Origin of the sequence: Flavobacterium microcysteis (assembly GCF_006385255.1) — a bacterium.
GTDB lineage: Bacteria > Bacteroidota > Bacteroidia > Flavobacteriales > Flavobacteriaceae > Flavobacterium > Flavobacterium microcysteis.
Genome location: NZ_VFJE01000052.1, coordinates 204427 through 223884, shown reverse-complemented (window position 1 = coordinate 223884; position 19458 = coordinate 204427). Strand labels below are relative to the sequence as shown.

At 36.0% G+C, this 19458-nt stretch carries 19 protein-coding genes; 13 read left to right on the top strand and 6 right to left on the bottom strand.

From position 1 onward, the window contains the following. The 9 genes from FJA49_RS06605 (at position 1) to FJA49_RS06565 (ending at position 9102) form a co-directional block, all read left to right on the top strand. Complete coding sequence (locus tag FJA49_RS06605) at positions 1 to 1329, top strand: (Fe-S)-binding protein (RefSeq protein WP_140000108.1); 1329 nt, start codon at positions 1 to 3, stop codon at positions 1327 to 1329. 46 nt (positions 1330 to 1375) lie between these two features. After that, the gene (locus FJA49_RS06600) at positions 1376 to 1822 is read left to right on the top strand and encodes an LNS2 domain-containing protein (RefSeq protein WP_140000106.1); all 447 of its coding nucleotides are present in this window, start codon (positions 1376 to 1378) and stop codon (positions 1820 to 1822) included. 43 nt (positions 1823 to 1865) lie between these two features. Further along, positions 1866 to 2657 (top strand): (Fe-S)-binding protein, encoded by a 792-nt coding sequence (locus tag FJA49_RS06595; RefSeq protein WP_140000104.1) that lies wholly within the window; start codon positions 1866 to 1868, stop codon positions 2655 to 2657. Between the two features lie 32 nt (positions 2658 to 2689). Further along, positions 2690 to 3295, top strand: a complete 606-nt coding sequence (locus FJA49_RS06590; RefSeq protein WP_140000102.1) for a hypothetical protein — start codon at positions 2690 to 2692, stop codon at positions 3293 to 3295. Positions 3296 to 3300: 5 nt separating this feature from the next. Continuing rightward, complete coding sequence (locus FJA49_RS06585) at positions 3301 to 3783, top strand: ABC transporter ATPase (protein ID WP_140000100.1); 483 nt, start codon at positions 3301 to 3303, stop codon at positions 3781 to 3783. A gap of 17 nt (positions 3784 to 3800) precedes the next feature. After that, the gene (locus FJA49_RS06580) at positions 3801 to 6710 is read left to right on the top strand and encodes a glycoside hydrolase family 3 N-terminal domain-containing protein (protein WP_140000098.1); all 2910 of its coding nucleotides are present in this window, start codon (positions 3801 to 3803) and stop codon (positions 6708 to 6710) included. A 25-nt stretch (positions 6711 to 6735) separates the two neighbouring features. Next, entirely contained in the window at positions 6736 to 7203 is a 468-nt protein-coding gene (locus tag FJA49_RS06575) for a DUF1801 domain-containing protein (protein WP_140000096.1), read from the top strand. Positions 7204 to 7516: 313 nt separating this feature from the next. Beyond that, positions 7517 to 8647, top strand: coding sequence for an N-acetyl-alpha-D-glucosaminyl L-malate synthase BshA (gene bshA / locus FJA49_RS06570; protein ID WP_140000093.1), 1131 nt, complete (start codon positions 7517 to 7519; stop codon positions 8645 to 8647). A 2-nt stretch (positions 8648 to 8649) separates the two neighbouring features. Then, positions 8650 to 9102, top strand: coding sequence for a protease complex subunit PrcB family protein (locus FJA49_RS06565; RefSeq protein WP_140000091.1), 453 nt, complete (start codon positions 8650 to 8652; stop codon positions 9100 to 9102). 50 nt (positions 9103 to 9152) lie between these two features. Here FJA49_RS06565 and FJA49_RS06560 read toward each other — a convergent pair whose 3' ends face one another. Then, positions 9153 to 9641, bottom strand: a complete 489-nt coding sequence (locus FJA49_RS06560; protein WP_140000090.1) for a porin family protein — start codon at positions 9639 to 9641, stop codon at positions 9153 to 9155. A gap of 141 nt (positions 9642 to 9782) precedes the next feature. After that, a complete protein-coding gene (locus FJA49_RS06555) occupies positions 9783 to 10607 on the bottom strand; it encodes a UDP-2,3-diacylglucosamine diphosphatase (RefSeq protein WP_140000087.1) in 825 nt (274 codons plus the stop codon). 138 nt (positions 10608 to 10745) lie between these two features. Between FJA49_RS06555 and aroC the strand changes: the two genes are divergently transcribed. From aroC to FJA49_RS06540, 3 genes are all read left to right on the top strand, one after another. After that, complete coding sequence (gene aroC / locus FJA49_RS06550) at positions 10746 to 11804, top strand: chorismate synthase (protein WP_140000086.1); 1059 nt, start codon at positions 10746 to 10748, stop codon at positions 11802 to 11804. A gap of 97 nt (positions 11805 to 11901) precedes the next feature. After that, positions 11902 to 13374, top strand: a complete 1473-nt coding sequence (locus FJA49_RS06545) for a T9SS type A sorting domain-containing protein (RefSeq protein ID WP_140000083.1) — start codon at positions 11902 to 11904, stop codon at positions 13372 to 13374. A 99-nt stretch (positions 13375 to 13473) separates the two neighbouring features. Then, a complete protein-coding gene (locus FJA49_RS06540; protein ID WP_140000081.1) occupies positions 13474 to 14502 on the top strand; it encodes a T9SS type A sorting domain-containing protein in 1029 nt (342 codons plus the stop codon). Between the two features lie 53 nt (positions 14503 to 14555). Here FJA49_RS06540 and FJA49_RS06535 read toward each other — a convergent pair whose 3' ends face one another. Together FJA49_RS06535 and FJA49_RS06530 are read right to left on the bottom strand one after the other, a co-directional pair. Next, positions 14556 to 14969: a thiol-disulfide oxidoreductase DCC family protein gene (locus FJA49_RS06535; RefSeq protein WP_140000079.1), complete on the bottom strand. Its 414-nt coding sequence runs from the start codon at positions 14967 to 14969 to the stop codon at positions 14556 to 14558. An 8-nt stretch (positions 14970 to 14977) separates the two neighbouring features. Next, positions 14978 to 17149, bottom strand: a complete 2172-nt coding sequence (locus tag FJA49_RS06530) for an endonuclease MutS2 (RefSeq protein ID WP_140000078.1) — start codon at positions 17147 to 17149, stop codon at positions 14978 to 14980. Between the two features lie 354 nt (positions 17150 to 17503). Here FJA49_RS06530 and FJA49_RS06525 point away from each other — a divergent pair, with 354 nt between their 5' ends. Beyond that, the gene (locus FJA49_RS06525; RefSeq protein ID WP_140000076.1) at positions 17504 to 18169 is read left to right on the top strand and encodes a uracil-DNA glycosylase; all 666 of its coding nucleotides are present in this window, start codon (positions 17504 to 17506) and stop codon (positions 18167 to 18169) included. Positions 18170 to 18177: 8 nt separating this feature from the next. Here the strand turns inward: FJA49_RS06525 and FJA49_RS06520 are convergent, their stop codons facing one another. Together FJA49_RS06520 and FJA49_RS06515 are read right to left on the bottom strand one after the other, a co-directional pair. Further along, positions 18178 to 18747 (bottom strand): hypothetical protein, encoded by a 570-nt coding sequence (locus FJA49_RS06520; protein WP_140000074.1) that lies wholly within the window; start codon positions 18745 to 18747, stop codon positions 18178 to 18180. A 10-nt stretch (positions 18748 to 18757) separates the two neighbouring features. Continuing rightward, positions 18758 to 19330: a DUF3575 domain-containing protein gene (locus FJA49_RS06515; RefSeq protein WP_158629456.1), complete on the bottom strand. Its 573-nt coding sequence runs from the start codon at positions 19328 to 19330 to the stop codon at positions 18758 to 18760. Between the last annotated feature and the right edge of the window lie 128 nt (positions 19331 to 19458).

Here is a 19458-nt window from a genome sequence, read left to right as displayed (position 1 = left end):
ATGAGCTATATCGATAATATATTATTTGCGGTTTTACTGGCTGTTGGTTTTGGATATTTTATATCAAACGTTAAAAAACTCATCCGTAACATCAAGCTTGGGCAAGATGTGGATCGTTCTGACAATAAGAAAGAACGATGGGCGAATATGGCCCGGATAGCTTTAGGCCAATCCAAAATGGTCAGACGACCAATTGCTGGAATACTTCACATAATAGTCTATGTTGGATTTGTTATCATCAATATAGAGCTTTTAGAAATTATCATTGATGGTCTTTTCGGTACGCATAGAGTTTTTGCTTTTATGGGTACGGCTTACAATATATTAATCGGATCTTTTGAGATATTAGCCTTTTTGGTTCTCGTTGCCGTAATTACTTTTTTGGTAAGAAGAAACATTATCAAGCTAAAGCGATTTATCCACAGTGATTTGAAAGGCTGGCCAAAAAGTGATGCCAATTATATCCTTTATTTTGAAATTGTCATGATGTCTCTTTTCTTGCTGATGAATGCTTCTGATCTTGCATTACAGCATAGAGGAGCACCTCATTTTATCGAGGCAGGATCATTTCCAATAAGCCAGTTTATAACTCCGATGTTTAGTGGTGTAGGCACAGACACGCTTATTATTTTAGAAAGAGTTTTCTGGTGGATGCATATTATAGGGATTTTAACCTTCATGAACTATCTTTATTATTCGAAACACTTACACATCCTTTTGGCTTTCCCAAATACTTATTTTGCAGACCTGAATCCTCTTGGGAAATTCAATAACCTGGAATCAGTAACCAAAGAAGTCAAGTTAATGATGGACCCAAATGCTGATCCGTTTGCCGCTCCGCCGGCTGATGCTGACGCAGCTCCGGCAAAATTTGGAGCAAGTGATGTTCAGGATTTAAACTGGGTACAGTTGCTAAACGCATATACTTGTACAGAGTGTGGGCGTTGTACCTCTTCTTGTCCGGCGAACCTGACAGGGAAAAAACTATCGCCTAGAAAAATCATGATGGATACACGTGATAGGGCAGAAGAAGTAGGAAGAAACATTGATGCCAATAAAGGTGTTTTTGTACCAGACAATAAAACATTGCTTAACGATTATATTACTGCCGAAGAACTTTGGGCATGTACAAGCTGTAATGCTTGCGTTGAAGAATGTCCGGTAAATATCAGTCCGCTTTCTATTATTATGGATATGAGACGCTACCTTGTAATGGAACAAAGTGCGGCTCCAATGTCATTGAATGCTATGATGACCAATGTTGAAAACAATGGAGCTCCATGGCAGTACAGCCAACAGGATAGGCTGAACTGGAAAAATGAAAATTAGTAAAAGTCAGTTGTTTAAATAGATTCCATCAACTAATTAGTTTGCAATGAAGACAGAAGATATCGATAAAAATCTAGTATCAGCTACCCAAAACGGAGAGCAGATCAGTCCGATATTGCCAGAAGGAATTAAAAATTACCTTATTGATATCGACGGAACTATATGTGATGATATTCCGAACGAACAGCCAGAAAGAATGCTGACTGCAGCGGTATATCCAGATGCGCTTGCAACGTTGAATCGATGGTATGATGAAGGACATGTGATTTTCTTTTTCACATCAAGAACAGAAGCCCATCGTGAAATCACGGAACAATGGTTAAAAATGCACGGATTCAAATACCATGGAATGGTTATGGGGAAACCGAGAGGCGGTAATTACCACTGGATTGATAACCATTTGGTAAAAGCAACCCGCTACAGAGGAAAATTTACAGACCTTGTAGAGAAAGAAGTGACCATACAGGTTTTTGATGACGGAAAACACGAATAAAAAAGGGTAATTAATAGATACCCGAAAAGAAACTATACAAAATATGTCAGAAGTTTTATCAGTGCCAACAATGGCCGAAATGTTAGCTCAAGGAAAACAGCCGGAAGTACTCTTTTGGGTAGGTTGTGCCGGAAGTTTTGATGATAGGGCAAAAAAAATAACCAAAGCCTTTGTTAGGATATTAAACAGGGCTGACGTTTCGTTTGCAGTACTTGGTACAGAAGAAAGTTGTACAGGAGATCCTGCTAAAAGAGCTGGAAACGAATTTTTGTTCCAGATGCAGGCCATGATGAATATTGAAGTGCTGAATGCCTACGAAGCAAAAAAGATAGTAACTGCTTGTCCGCATTGTTTCAATACATTAAAAAATGAATACCCTGAGTTAGGAGGAACTTATGAGGTTGTGCATCATACACAATTTCTAAAATCTCTTTTAGACGAAGGAAGGCTGACTATTGAAGGCGGCCAGTTCAAAGGAAAAAGAATTACATTCCATGACCCTTGTTATCTTGGAAGAGCCAATAAAATTTATGAAGCTCCTAGAGAACTGATCCAAAAACTTGATGTTGAACTTGTCGAAATGAAACGTTCAAAAGCAAATGGATTATGCTGTGGTGCTGGTGGTGCTCAAATGTTTAAAGATGCAGAACCAGGAAACAAAGAAGTAAATATTGAGCGTACGGATGATGCTCTTGAAACTGCTCCTCAGATTATTGCTGCTGGTTGTCCGTTTTGTAACACCATGCTTACAGATGGTGTAAAACACAAAGAAAAAGAGGCAGAAATAAAAGTAATGGATGTTGCAGAATTGATAGCGAATGCTAAAGATTTGTAAGAAGCCGTAATCTAAAGAAACAACTTTCCCCCATGAAAAAATTACTATTTGTATTTGTACTGTCATTATTTTGCTTAAATGCTAAAAGCCAGGATATTCTTGATGTATTAACAAAAGAAGTCTGCTCCTGTGTTAATGAAAAAAAGGAAGCACTAAAAAGTTCAGCAGCAGAACAAATGCAGATGCAATTAGGATTGTGTATTGTTTCAAGCTATTCAAACCATGAAAAAGAAGTAACTGCCAAATATGGCGATATTATGGAAACTGAAGGAGCTATGGAAAAATTAGGTAGTGATGTAGGAATGAAAATGGTGGGTATTTGTCCAGATTTATTGATGATGTTTGCTGATATGGATGCTGCCGAAGCAGAAGCGGAAGAAAGTCCAGTTCTTACGATGGAAGGAAAGATAGTAGAAATAAAATCAGAACAGTTCCTTACTGTTATTGTCAAAGATAATTCAGGTAGAAATCACACTCTTTTGCTATTGACATTCTTTGAAGACTCGAATCTCTTGATAGAGAATAAACTCAAGAAAAACGACAAAGTTTCCGTTCAATATTGGGAACAAGAATTTTATGATCCAAAAGCCAAGGATTTCAGATATTATAAAGGAATCCAAGGCATAAAAAAAATATAATAATTATGTATATTCCTTTTGAAAATATGCCAGATGAATCAAAAATCTGGATATACCAATCCAATAGAAAATTCTCAGATGATGAAATGGCTGAAATCGAATCAGACCTTAAAGCATTTGTTGAAAATTGGGCAGCCCATGGGACAGGTCTTGAAGCATCTTATTTGTTACAATATAATAGATTTATCATTTTAGCTGTAAACCAGGAAGTACAATCGGCAACAGGTTGTTCTATAGATAGTTCAGTACAATTTATACAACAACTAGAGCAAAAATACGATGTAGATTTGCTAGATAAGATGAATGTTACCTTCAAACTTGGGGAACATATTGCCCACAAACCATTGGTCGAATTTAAGAAAATGGCCAAAGAAAAAGCCGTTTCGGCAAACACAATCGTTTTCAATAATCTCGTTAACACTATAGGAGAATGGCATGAATATTGGGAAGTTCCAGCAAAAGAAAGCTGGCATAGCCGTTTTTTCTAAAACCAAATTTTTTTTGAATGAGATATTTTGTTGTAGCGCTACTGTTCATCAGTCAGATTGCCTTTTCGCAGCTTCGTGAACCTAAATTAACTTTAGATAGAACCAAAGAAACAATCTGGGTTGACAGCATCTATAATAAAATGACGATGCAGGAAAGAATAGGGCAGCTTTTTATGGTTGCGGCCTATTCGAATAAAGATAGCGTTCACTTTAATGCTATTGATAAACTTATCAGAGACCAATATATTGGAGGAGTAATTTTCTTTCAGGGCGGACCAGTACGTCAGGCTAGGCTAACCAATCGTTTCCAATCTAAATCTAAAGTTCCGCTTTTTGTGGGTATTGACGCAGAATGGGGATTGGCTATGCGTTTGGATTCAGTCATCCGTTATCCTTGGAACATGACACTTGGAGCCATCCAGGACATGAAATTGATTGAAAAAGTTGGTGAAAAATACGGACAGCAGAGCAGAAGAATGGGCATACAGTTCAATTTTGCTCCTGTTTTAGATATCAATACCAATCCTAAAAACCCAATTATTGGCAATCGTTCGTTTGGTGAAGATAAAATTAACGTAACCGAAAGAGCGCTCGCCTTGATGAAAGGTATTCAAAATCAAGGTGTTTTCGCAACCGGAAAACATTTCCCGGGACATGGTGATACAGAAACCGATTCGCACCATACGCTGCCAATGTTGAATTTTACAAGACAGCGAATTAACGATATTGAATTTTATCCTTACAAAAAATTGTTCCGTGAAGGTCTTGCCAGCGTTATGGTGGCCCACTTGAACGTTCCAAGCCTAGAGCCAAGAGAAAACTATCCTACATCGCTTTCTTATAATGTAGTGACAAATATCTTGCAGAACGAGCTTCATTTTAAAGGACTTATTTTTACGGATGCGCTGAATATGAAAGGTGCGACTAATTTTAAACAGCCGGGCGATATTGATTTGGAAGCTTTTAAAGCGGGGAACGATATCTTGCTTTTTGCTGAAAATGTTCCTTTGGCTTTAGAGAAAATTTGCGTTGCCATTCAGGATACTGTCATTTCCGAAAAAAGACTGGAACAATCTGTAAAGAAAATATTGAGATATAAATACCTGGCCGGACTGAATAATTACAAACCGGTAGATATTCCGTATTTGTATGATGATTTGAATAATTCTGATGCACAAGCTTTACAATATCAATTGTATGAAAATGCGGTAACGGTTTTAAAAAATGAAAACGAAATCTTGCCGATCAAAGATGTCGCTAATGAAAAGATAGCCTATGTAAAGCTAGGTGATGATACCAATACTTCTTTTTTGAATACATTACGACAGTATACAGAGGTCACAGAAGTTCCTAATGATAGTATACATCTGATGGTTGAAGATTTAAAAAAATACACTACTGTAATCATTGGATATCATAAAGCCGACGGAGCCTGGAAAAAGCATGATTTTACGGTAGATGAATTGGTCAAAATTCAAGAAATAGCCAAAAACAACAAGGTAATCCTTGATATTTTTACAAAACCATATTCTCTGATTCCGATAAATTCTTTCAGTGATATTGAAGGATTGGTGGTTTCGTATCAGAATAGCGATGTAGCGCAAAACGTTTCGGGTCAGCTTATTTTTGGAGCAATCGAATCTAAAGGAAAGCTTCCGGTTTCAATCGGAACGGCCTTTAAGGTAAATGACGGGCTAAAGACAAAAAAACTCAACCGTCTTGGATTTACGGCTGCAGAAAATGTTGGGATGAGTTCTAAAACACTGGCAAGAATTGATCTTATTGCAAATAATGCTATCGAAAGACAAATGACGCCTGGAATACAGGTGCTTGTTGCAAGAAAAGGAAAAGTTGTATACCAGAAATCTTACGGTTATCACGATTATAAAAATGAAATTAAGGTCAAGAACTCGGATATATATGATGTAGCTTCTCTGACAAAAATAGTTTCTACTTTGCCTGATGTAATGCAGCTTTACGACCAGAAAAAATTTACTCTTGATACCAAACTTGGGACTATGCTTCCGGTTTTTGAAAATACAGACAAAAAGAACATCTCGTTTAAAGAATTGCTATCGCATTATGCCCGACTTCAGGCATGGATTCCTTTTTATCAGGCTACGCTAAATGCAGATAAAAAGCCTAGCGATAAATATTATAAAAACACATTGACTCCGGAATTTTCGATGCAGGTAGCAGAGAATTTATTCCTGAGAAATGATTATGAGGATACTATCATCAAGAAAATAGCGGAAAGCAAGCTGTTACCAAAAAAGGAATACAAATACAGCGACTTTACCTTTATAATCTTGAAAGAATATCTTGAAAAAGAAACAGGAAAAAAACTAGATGTTTTATCTGAAGAGAATTTTTATAAGAAACTTGGAGCGAATAGCACGACTTACAATCCGTTGAGAAAATTTGACATGAGTGTCATTCCACCAACAGAAGAAGATAAATATTTCAGATACCAAACCATTCAGGGGTATGTACATGATATGGCAGCAGCTATGCAGGACGGAGTAGGAGGTCACGCTGGAGTTTTTTCGAATACAATAGATTTGGCTAAAATTATGCAGATGTATCTTCAAAAAGGAAACTATGGCGGAGTGCAGTTTTTTAGCCCTGCTACTTTTGATGCTTTTAATACTTGCTATTTTTGTAAAGAAGGAAATAGAAGAGCTTTAGGTTTTGACAAGCCACAATTGCCAGGAACATCAGGTCCAACATGTGGCTGTACTTCAAAATCGAGTTTTGGGCATACCGGATTTACCGGAACAATGGCTTGGGCTGATCCGGAAGAAGAACTTATTTATATCTTCCTTTCTAACAGAACCTACCCGGATTCAAATGCGCCAAATACCTTATCGAAAGAGAATGTCCGTGAGAATATCCAGAAAGTAATTTACGATGCAATAGAAAAGTAGGAGTTTAACCAAACCAAAGAATATCATGCAGTCAACAGCAAAAAATCCGCAAGAATATTTAGACAGCCTTCCTGAAGAAAGAAAAGAAGCTGTCAATAAATTAAGGAATGTTATTCTGGAAAAACTTCCAAAAGGCTTTGAAGAGAACATAAACTATGGAATGCTTTGCTACTGCGTACCCTTTTCATTATACCCAGACGGATATCATTGTAATCCTGAAATCCCTTTGCCATTTCTAAGTCTGGCATCACAGAAAAATTTTATAGCCTTATATCATATGGGAATTTATGCTGACCCAAAATTGCTAGATTGGTTTGTAAACGAATATCCAAAACATTCTAAACTAAAGCTTGATATGGGAAAAAGCTGTATTCGCTTTAAAAAAATGGATCAGATTCCCTATGAATTAATAGCAGAACTGCTTGGCAAAATCTCACCTGAAAAATGGATTGAGATGTACGAAACAGAGTTTAGGAAGCAAAACACAAAATAATAAAAAGCCAATCTTATTTTAAAGATTGGCTTTTTTTATTAAAACTAAAACTAACCTCGCTTTTAAAATAATATTCTTCCTATTATTTTATCGGCTCGATCTACATTACTTTAATGAGATACAAAAGGTTCAGTGAGGTTGCGTGTCATTTTACCAAAAAGATACATTTAACTTATTTTTTATGATAAATCTAAGTTGGATTTTTATGAAAACTATCTGGTTATTCTAAAGACTGTACAAGCGTTAATTTTAATGAAAATTCAGTTTTGCCTTACTTTTTTGAGTATTTTCGTTACTCATTTTAGGAGTAATTATGAAAATTGCAATTGTTTGTTACCCAACCTTTGGAGGTAGCGGCGTAGTCGCCACAGAATTAGGTCTTGAACTAGCCAGAAGAGGACACGAAATACATTTCATCACCTATAGCCAGCCTGTGAGATTGGCACTTTTGAATCCAAATATCCACTATCACGAAGTCAACGTTCCGGAATATCCGTTATTTCATTTCCAACCGTATGAATTGGCTCTTTCCAGTAAGCTGGTTGATATGGTCAAGCTGCACAAAATTGAACTGCTTCATGTTCATTATGCTATTCCACATGCTTATGCAGGATATATGGCAAAGCAGATGTTGAAACACGAAGGCATTAAAATTCCAATGGTGACAACACTTCACGGCACCGATATTACATTAGTGGGAAGCCATCCTTTTTACAAGCCTGCCGTAACATTCAGTATTAATAAATCGGATATAGTCACCTCGGTTTCACAAAGTCTGAAGGATGAAACCTATAAGCTTTTTGATATTAAAAAAGACATAGAAGTAATTCCAAATTTTATAGAGATTAACAAGCCAAGACTGGATGAGAATGCACCATGTCAAAGAGCTTTGATGGCTTCTAAAGAAGAACGGATCATAACCCATATCAGTAACTTCAGGGCTATCAAAAGAATTCCTGATGTTGTAAAAGTCTTTAATAAGATTCAAAAAGAAATACCGGCTAAGCTGATGATGGTGGGTGAAGGACCGGAAAAAGAAAAAGCAGAAATTCTGTGTGAAGAACTTGGAATCAGCGATAAGGTGATTTTCTTTGGTAACAGTAATGACATCGATAAAATATTATGTTATACAGACTTATTTCTGCTTCCGTCAGAAACAGAAAGTTTTGGTCTGGCAGCTTTAGAAGCCATGGCTTGTGGAGTTCCTGTAATTTCAAGTAATTCTGGCGGACTACCTGAAGTTAATTTTAGTGGGATTTCGGGATACTTAAGCGATGTAGGCGATGTTGACGATATGGCAAAAAATGCATTATCAATTTTGGCAGATGATGAAGAATTGAGTAAATTTAAACAAAATGCCCTGAATGTGGCAAAACAGTTTGATATCCTAAACATCATGCCTTTGTATGAAGCCATTTATGAAAAGGCATTAAAAAACAAGTAATTATGAAAAAACTAATCTTGATGCCGTTTGTTTTTATGCTGTTTTGTTGCAGCAGTACGAAAAAAGCAGCCGATCAAAAACCTGCAGACGTGAAAAAACAACAACAAACTGCCTTGTATCAGATTTTAAGTGAATCTGCTTATCAAGGAAAAGAGACAAAGTCGTATGAAGTTATAAAAGACAAAGCCTCTTTAGAAAAATTATATGAGGCAATAAATGACACTCAAGTACCTAAAATTGATTTTTCCAAAGAAAAAGTAGTCGCATTATTTATGGGACAAAGAAATACGGGTGGTCATGCGATTAAAGTCAAAAACGTAACAGAAAAAGGAGGGAAGATTTATGTTGATGTTGAGGAAACCAGTCCTGGTTCTGGCGATATAGTAACTATGGCTTTGACAAATCCTTTTACCATAGTCAAAATCAATTCAACCAAAGAAATCCTATTCCAATAAAAAAAACATCCCGAATATTCGGGATGTTTCTTTTATAGCTATATCTGTTTTTAGAAAGTATAACGGATACCTAATGCGATGTCTGGTCCAAAACTATCGTCTCTAAAATCATCATGGTTGAAATACAACTCAGGTCTGAAGTCTAAAGACAGCATCAAAGGAATATCAAATTTATATTCGATACCTATATCACCGGCAACAAAGAAAAATGTACCGCTGTCATCGGCTCCTCTGTAGTCATAGCTCCAAGTACCAAGACCACCACCAACACCGGCGTACCAGTTAAAGCCACCTTCAATGTTCCATACCCATTGGTATAAACCAGTCAATTTGATTGCGTCAACGTGGTTGCTGTCTCTCCAACCCAAATCTACTTCCAGACGGTTGTTACTCGACAGACCTCTTTGATAGGAAATCTCACCACCAAAACCATCATTGTCACCAAGACGTAATCCCAACGCATTTTTTGAGATTTCTTGGGCTTGCATACTAAATGCCATCCCTGCCAGCATAAAAGCCGATAAAAACAATTTTTTCATAAAAATTTAATTTAGAGTTTTATACAAGGTAGCAATAATATTGCCAAAAAATGTTAAATTCAGAATAATATAACACAAAAAAGAGTACAATTTATATAAATTGTTGATAATCAAATAAAAAATAGGCTCTATTTTTCGCTTCTATTTCGAGAGAAAGAAGCTTGTCATCAATTTTTCACTCAATTTTGTTTCCATTTCGAGGTAATCTTCTTCAATAATTTCCTCATTTTCGGAATGGCGGTATAATTTCCAACGCTTTTTATTGTATTCTAAAGCGGTCAGGTTTTCAACCCAATCGCCTGAATTAAGATATACAGTCTTTCCTTTTTTATTTGTCTGGTTTAATATCTTAGGTTCGTGAATATGGCCACAAACAACATAACTGTATTTGTTTTCAATAGCAAGATCAATGGCTGCCGTTTCAAAATCCGATATGAATTTGATAGCAGATTTAACGCCCGACTTTATTTTTTTTGAGAAGGAATAAGGCTCTTTGCCCATTTTTGTTAAGCACCAATTGATAAAACGATTCAGCAATATCAGATAATCATAGCCAATACCGCCAAGTTTGGCAATCCATTTTGCATGATGAACAGAAGAATCAAAAACATCACCATGAAAAAACCAGGCCTTTTCGCCATCTAAATCTAAAACAAGCTTATCGATGATAGAAAAATTACCAACTTTTGAATCGCTGAATTTACGTAGCATCTCGTCATGATTTCCTGTAATGTAATAAACCTGAGTGCCTTTTGAAGTGAAGTCTAAAATTTTCCGAATGACTTTTAAATGGGATTTTGGGAAGTACGATTTTCGGAACTGCCAGATATCGATAATGTCTCCGTTTAAGATTAAAATTTTAGGTTTAATGGAGCAAAGATAATTGTGAAGCTCTTTAGCGTGGCAACCAAAGGTTCCCAGATGAACATCTGAGATTACTACTAAATCAACAACTCTTTTTTTCAATTTATTGTGCTTTAAAAGTTTAACAAATAAATAAAAGATACCGGACATAATACTTATGATAATGTTAACATATGGTGATGATATAATTAAGTCCAAATCTTGCGCATAATCCCTACATTTGCTTTAAAATGAAATAAAATGGCAGGAAATAGTATTGGAAATTTGTTTAAGCTTACAACATTTGGAGAGTCACATGGTGAAGCTTTGGGTGGAATAATTGACGGTTGTCCACCGGGAATTGCTTTGGATTTTGAGGCGATTAGCTTTGAAATGTCACGAAGAAAACCGGGTCAGTCGGCTATAGTAACACAGCGAAAGGAAGAAGATGAAGTGCAATTTTTGTCTGGAATTTTTGAAGGAAAGACGACAGGTACGCCTATAGGGTTTATTATACCCAATACCAATCAGAAATCGGATGACTATTCTCATATTAAAGACAGTTACAGGCCCAGCCATGCCGATTATGTATATGAGCAAAAATATGGAATCAGAGATTATAGAGGTGGAGGCAGAAGTTCAGCAAGGGAAACAGCTAGTAGAGTAGCGGCAGGAGCCATTGCAAAACAGGTTATTTCAACAATAAAAATCAATGCATTTGTTTCTTCTGTAGGTGATATCTTTATTGATAAGCCTTATCAAGCATTGGATTTTTCTAAAACAGAAAGCAATCCGGTACGTTGTCCTGATGAAGCTACGGCAAAAAAGATGGAAGATTATATCAAAGAAATACGAAAACAAGGCGATACGGTTGGCGGAACCATAACCTGTGTAATTCAAAATGTTCCGATTGGTTTGGGTGAGCCGGTTTTTGATAAACTTCATGCAGAATTAGGTAAAGCCATGCTGTCGATAAATGCAGTAAAAGGTTTTGAATACGGTAGTGGTTTTTGCGGTGCAAAAATGAAAGGAAGCGAACATAACGACCTGTACAACCCGGATGGTACTACAAAATCTAATCTTTCTGGTGGTATACAAGGCGGAATTAGCAATGGAATGGATATTTATTTCAGAGTTGCCTTTAAGCCTGTGGCTACTATAATGCAAAAACAAGAAACTTTGGATGTAGAAGGCAATATTGTAGAAATGCAGGGAAGAGGAAGACATGATCCTTGTGTTGTTCCAAGAGCTGTGCCTATAGTAGAAGCGATGGCGGCGCTGGTTTTAGCAGATTATTATTTATTATTTAAAAAAATATAACTTTAATAATTTTTGACATACAATTTTAACAATAAAAATTCTATTCTTTTAATTTTTTATAGTTATTTTCGTTAGAAAATCATTTAAATTAAAAAACATGAAGAAAATTTTACTTTTTGTGGGCTTAATTATAAGTTCATTTAATGCAAATGCTCAATTAACTTGTGCGACTGCAACGCCTATTACGACGAATGGTACTCTTACTGTTAGTTCAATTACCGGAACTTATGGTACGGGGTGTTGGGCTCCTGGAACTGCTCCAAAATCAAATTGGTATTCTTATACTGCTACTGCTAATGGAGAAGTAACTATATCTTCGGATTTGGCAGCGAATGTTGGACCAACTTATAGCGACGATACAAGACTTTCTATTTTTACAGGTACTTGTGCTGCTTTAGTGTGTTATGATGGTAATGATGATGTTAGTGGTACTAACTTTTTATCAGCTTTAACTTTCCCTGTACAATCTGGTACAACCTATTATATTGCTTGGGATAATAGATGGTCTGCGAAAGGATTTCAATTTACTTTCGCTTTTAATGCTGTGCCATGTGTGAGACCTTCACTACTTACTATTAATGATGCTACAAACGTAACCACGAATAGTGCTAGTTTGAGCTGGACTGCTGCATTAGGAAATCCATCAAGTTATGATGTTGATTATGGAGCAGTTGGTCATACAGCTGGTAGTGGTACTATTGTTAATACTACAACAACTTCAGTTAACCTACAGTCTTTGCCAGTTTCAGCAGATTTATCATTTTTCTTAAGAAGTAATTGTGGTGGAACTCAAAGTGCATGGGTAGGGCCTTTTAATTTATATTTGGCCAAAACTATGCCTTATTCGAATAATTTTGACGATACTGCAGATCCAACTGACGGTTTTGATTTAGGAGGATGGAGTTTGAGTACTAGTGCAGCTAATGCTGCATATGCAAATACAGCACCTGGTTTTGCTTTTAGTAATACAAGTACTACGGCTGCTGCAAATTCATTTATGTTTTTCAGACCTTTATCTTTATCAGCTAACGAACAAGTTACAATAAATTTCCAAACAAGATTTTTAGGTGCTGCAACTGATATAGCATCATTGAATGTTACAGTTGGTAATACTCCATTGGCAGCTTCACAAACAACCGTTATCCAGTCATTTCCTTCAATTCCGGGAGGTGTTACTACATATACTGCAAGGACAGCAACCTGGACGGCTCCATCAGCGGGGGTTTACTATTTTGCATTGAATAATGTTTCTGCAATAGCTGCTGGTTCATTTAGTTTAATTGTGGATACTATAGTTACTACCTCTGTTTTAAGTACAGATGAATTCTCAGCTTCTAAATTATCGGTATATCCAAACCCATCAAATGGTATGGTAAACATTTCTAGCGATTCAAATGCTTTATTAAATAGCCTTACTATTACAGATTTGAATGGACGTACAGTTAAAACTGCTAAATTGAATGGTGATTCTTCTGCTCAAGTTAGCATTTCTGAATTGTCTGCTGGAGTTTATATGATGAACATCAACTCTGACCAAGGATCAGTAACCAAAAAGATTATAAAAAACTAAAATTTAGTTAACTTTTTATTAAAGCCATTAATTTTAACTTAATGGCTTTTTTTATTTGTGGACAAAAACCTACATTTGCCGCAACTAAAAACTTTTATTATGAAAAAACAATTACTTTTTGCAGGACTTTTATTTGGTTCTGTTCTTACTGCAAATGCACAGTTATTGCAATCTGAAAATTTTAACTCTTTGACTGTTGGGAATGTTGGAACTGATTTGACAGGTGTAACACCAGGTCAAGGAGGATTACTTACTTTTAGTAATGAGGGAGGAACAAATGGTGCAGTTTCAAATTATCAAATTGTTGCTGATGATGCTGCTCATGGAAATGTACTTCAAATTATTGGGTCAAATGCAGCAACTGGTAACCGATTTGTTTGGAAAAACGGATTGGATGCATCTTGGACTGCAAGAACTGCTGGCAACAATGTTATTGAATTAGAATTTTCTTTCTTTACTGGTGCAGCAACTACTAGTAAATCAGTATTAAGACCAATGATTATTACTGCTGCAGGACTACCTATTGGAGGATTTAACTTTAACATGGGTACTAAAAGACTTGATGGTTTTGCTTATGGTGATTTTAACAATACAGGAACTCCAGGTAACTATACAATCAGTTTAGTTGACGGAGGTTTAACTGTAGCAGCTAACACATGGGTTAAAGTAGGCTTTGCTTACGATACAACAACAGGTGTATTTACATGGTTAAGTGATGATCTTCAAATTGGAGGAACTATTGATGGTGAGCCTGGATATGTACCAGCTGAATTTGATGTAGTCCTTATTGCTGGAACATCAAATACTGTAGCTTCAACTGTTAGATTTGATGGTTTTACAGTAAAAGCTACTCCTCAAGAAAATTTATTGTCTACAGGTAATATTCAAGTAAACAAATTCTCTGTTTATCCTAACCCATCTAATGGTTTAGTTACTATTTCTAACGATTTGAATTCTGCTTTGACTTCAGTAAGTTTTGCTGATTTGAACGGACGTACTGTTAAAACTGTAGAATTGAACGGAGATGCTTCTGCTCAAGTTAACATTTCTGAATTAGCAGCTGGTGTTTACATGATGAATATCAGTTCTGATAGAGGAACAATAACTAAAAAGATTGTTAAGAACTAATCATCTATTTTAGATAAAATAGAAAGCCAAACTTTTAAGTTTGGCTTTTTTTATTATAAGAATTTTGCTTTTAATTCGGGAGTAGGAATCATACAGGCATCTTTTTTCCCATACCATTTGTATCGGTTACGGGCAATATAATCGTATACAGTATTGGTTAAAAAATTAGGAAGTATAGAAAACCAACTGATAGCTGTATATATGCCTCCCAATTCTTTGGCTATTTTTAAAGCAGCCTGAGCTTTGTAGTAATAAGCCTTGCCTGGTTCATACAAGAGAATTGAATCTATCTTCGTGGTATCAATACCAATATGGTTTATTATCTCCAGACCAATTTCTGATTGCAATGCTACAAACCGAAAAATATCTTTTTTATCATGCTTGATGATAAATTGTATAGAAGAATCGCAAAGATTGCAGACTCCGTCAAATAAAATTATTTTTTTATCTTGGGGTAAATTAATCATATCTATTATTATTTTTTTGCTTCTACCAGCTCTAAAGTTTCCAATTCCACTTTTGAAGTAAAGATGCCATAATTAACCGTGACTTTGTTTTTTTCAATCTTGTCAATTGTTCCTACGGCTTTTCCATCGATTAGCCTAACACGATCACCAAGTTTTAAAACAGGCTTCGGTTTATTTGCTTCTTGCTTAATAGCTTTGATTTTCTTTTCTTTTTTCTCTTCCCGGATTTCTTCAACTTTGGCCGTAACTTCCTTGATTACTTCTTTCTGGACAATTTCTTTGGCTTTCTTTTCTTTGGCGGTTAATTTTTTTCGCTTTGAATTTTCAATTTCGATCATTTTTAGGAATTCACCAATAAGATCTTTTTTATTCTTGTTATTGAAATATTTTTCAGAAATGTCATCCAACTTTTGTCCCATATAAATCAAACGCTGATTCGCATCATATAATTCCTGATAACGCTCTAGTTTGTCTTGAATTTTGGAATTGATAGATTCCATTTTTTTACTTTCTTCCCGGGCTTTGCTTTCTTCTTCTTTTAAATTCTGTGAAGTCTTTTCCAGCTTTGAACGCTCTTTTTGTAATGTTGCAATGGTTTTATCAAAACGTACTTTTCCTCCTTCTATTTTTTTCTTGGCACGATTAATCAGTCCGAAAGGAATACCGTTCTTTTGAGCGACTTCAAAAGTAAAAGAACTTCCTGCTTGTCCCAAGACTAGTTTGTACATAGGTTCTAATGACTTTTCGTCAAATAGCATGTTTGCATTAGAGGCATAAGGCAGTTCGTTTGCCAACATTTTCAAGTTGGAGTAGTGTGTGGTAATGATTCCAAATGCTTCCCTATGGTAAAACTCTTCCAGAAAGGTTTCGGCCAAAGCACCTCCCAATTCAGGATCAGTACCCGTACCAAATTCATCAATAAGAAACAGCGTTTTGGCATTGCACTTTTTGAGAAAATAGTTCATGTTTTTTAAACGGTAACTATAGGTACTCAGGTGGTTTTCAATAGACTGATTGTCTCCAATGTCTGTCAGGATACGATCAAATAAGAAGGTTTCACTTCGTTCGTGCACAGGAATGAGCATCCCGCTTTGTAACATCAATTGTAGCAATCCTACTGTTTTAAGAGAAATTGTTTTTCCTCCTGCATTTGGTCCAGAAATCACAATAATCCTGCTTTCATTGGTCAGTTCAATAGTCTGAGGGAAAGTAGGCTCATTTTTTTTCTTATTGTTGAGATAAAGAATAGGATGGTAGGCTTCCCTGAAATACATTCTTTTTTCTTCAGTGATAGCAGGCAAGATACCGTTAATTTTATTGGCATATTTTGCTTTTCCGGCAATCACATCAATATCACTCAGGAACTCCTGATATGTTTTCAGCAGTTCCAAAAACGGGCGTATATCGTTTGTTAACTGCTTTAAAATTCGTGTAATTTCTTCCTTTTCTTCATATTCCAGATTACTCAGTTCTCTTGAAAAACGTAAAGTAGCTTCTGGTTCAATATAGGTAATACTTCCTGTTTTTGAATTTCCTAAAATCGTTCCTTTTACTTTGCGTCTGTACATGGCCAGAACTGCCAGTACACGGCGGTTTTCTACAATACTTTCCTTGATATCGTCCAGATAGCCAAGTCCGTTGTATTGGCTCAATGCCATGCCGAAGCTCTGGTTGATTTTGCCACGAACCATATTCATATTTCTGCGGATATCGACAAGGACAGGAGAAGCATTGTCTTTTATTTCGCCGTATTTGTCTACGATTTCATCTATTTTCTGGGCGATGTATTTGGTGTATTCTACTGTAGTGGACTTTTCACTTAATTTCGGATAATAGTCATTAAACTTTTTAAGGAAAAGCAATAACACATTTACCGTGTCTGAAATAGCAGCAATCTTTCTAAAGCTGCCTACTTCAAGAAAACTGTCCTCTATAGCAAGAAATTTTATTTCATTGCTAATAGTTTCGAATCCATGATTTGGAATCGCATTGTTATTAGTGAAAGAAGAAACATATTCAGATGTCTGCAGCAAAGCATCCATCAGTTCCTTTTTATGTTTGAAAGGCGTAATCTGAAGTGCTTTTTCCTTTCCGATTTCTGTGTTACAGATTTCTGAAATGGCTTGCAGTACGGTATTAAATTCTAAATCTTGTAATGTCTTATCTGTAATACTGGTCATTTTATTTTAAAGCGATTTTTATATACAAAAATACAAAAAACTAAGCTGCTGAGTTTGTCAAGTTTTTTGCTTAAATGAATTATTTTTTTAGTTTGTTTTCGATTAAACTTTCCGAAATTTGTATTTGGAAAAGGTACTGAGGCATAGAGGTGCTAAGGTGCTAGGTAAAAAGGAACTAAGGAACTAAGGCGCTAAGGTAAAAAGGTACTAAGGTAAAAAGTAGGAAGCTAGAAGCTTTCTCGTATAAACAAATTATTTTTATCGCAAACTACCAACTAAACACTATCCACTAAACACTATCCACTAAACACTATCCACTAAACACTATCCACTAAAAACTATCAACTATCTCACATGCAAGTAAAAATACATCCTTCTTGGAAAGCCGTTTTGTCAGAAGAATTTGAAAAGCCTTATTTTAATCATCTGATTGATTTTGTAAAATCAGAATACACTCACTATACATGTTATCCAAAAGGAAGCCAGATTTTTTCTGCTTTTGATCATTGCCATTTTAACGATGTAAAGGTTGTCATTATCGGACAGGATCCTTATCACGGGCCAAATCAGGCAAACGGATTGTGTTTTTCTGTTAATGACGGAATTCCTTTTCCTCCTTCCTTGAATAATATTTTTAGAGAAATCGAAACCGACCTAAGTAAACCTCTACCCAAAACCGGAAATTTGGAACGTTGGGCAGACCAAGGTGTTTTACTTTTAAATGCTACGCTAACCGTTCGAAAAGGAGAGGCGGGAAGTCACCAGAAAAAAGGCTGGGAGACTTTTACAGATGCCGTTATCCAAAAAGTTTCAAGCGAGAGGGAGCAAGTAGTTTTTTTGCTTTGGGGTGGTTTTGCACAAAACAAAAGAGCACTGATTGATACCTCCAAGCATTTGATTCTTACATCAGGTCATCCTTCGCCATTAAGTGCTAATAGAGGACTTTGGTTTGGAAATAAGCATTTTAGCAAAACAAACGAATACCTTAAATCTTTAGGCAGACAAGAGATAGATTGGTAATATTCTTTCTATTGTACTGTAAAATTGTAATATCCTGCCGTCAGATTGTTTGCTGTTGTCTGTATCGTAAGAAAAGTATTTTTGGAGTTGCTGTTGTTCGATGATAATTCGAGTTGCGATACTTCTGCAAGTCCAAAAATAAGTCTGTATTCGCCAGCTTCAGATAACGGTATTCCAGCTCTGAATTTGTAATTTTGAGAAATTGGCTCATAAATGCTTTCGGCAATCACAAAGAAATCTGAAACTGCGTCGCCTTGATCTTTGATTACGGTTCTAATGTCAATTGGTGTCCAAATAGCTCCGGTCTTTTTTTCCAATCCGTAAGCAAAACTAAACGAAGCTCCTCCGGTTGTCTTGAAAATATCTAACGGAGTTGTCTGGTTTGGTTCGGGCTGGTATCTTGAAAAATTGGTATTTACCCAAAGGACATCGCCTATAGCATAACTGTTTTGGTGTTCAATTGTTATCAGGTTCGGAATAGAAGTATTCTTCGAATTGTATAATTCATCATCATCACCGCAGGCTGTAAAAGCTGCTATTCCGATTATTGCTAAAAATAATATCTTTATCGTTTTCATAGTAATTTTATTAGAATCTATAGCCAAAATTTAATCCCACACGAGGAACGACCTCCGGGCTTTTGTCAGTATTGAAAAGATTTTTTCCCATTCCTAGGAACAATTCAATGCCAAATTTTTCCTGAATATATAGTTTATATCCTAAAGCACCGCCAATAGCTACATCAGTATAATTGTCTTTGAAAGTGCCGTAATAGCCATTTCCGGATTCGTCAACAAAACGCTGCAATTCTCTGTATTTCCCACCGTTTGCAGAAACAAATACTTCTGCAAAATAGAAGCTTTTTTGGCTATGAGATAAGGAATAGCGCACAAAAGGATTGACTTCGTATTTTGGAAGCGTACGGTCATAACCTTTGTCAAAATCTTCTTTAGCATCTTTGCTATCCTGAATACTACCACTAATACCTACGGAAAAATTCTCGTTTAGGAAACGTTCATAGCTGACATGGACTTTTGAAAATGCTATAACGGAAAGTACATCGAATTTTACTTCATTTTGTTTTCTTGCAAAGATATTGGCACTTTCCTGTGCATTTGAGAACTGGAAAGCAAGCAGTGCTGCGAAAAGCCATTTTTTCATAGTTGTCTTTTTGTAAACTGATGTAAATATAGAAAAAAGATTGGCAGATAATAGAGAATAGTTGATAGAGGATAGTGGGTAGTTGATAGTGGGTAGTAGATAGTGGGTTGTTGATAGATTATAGTTGG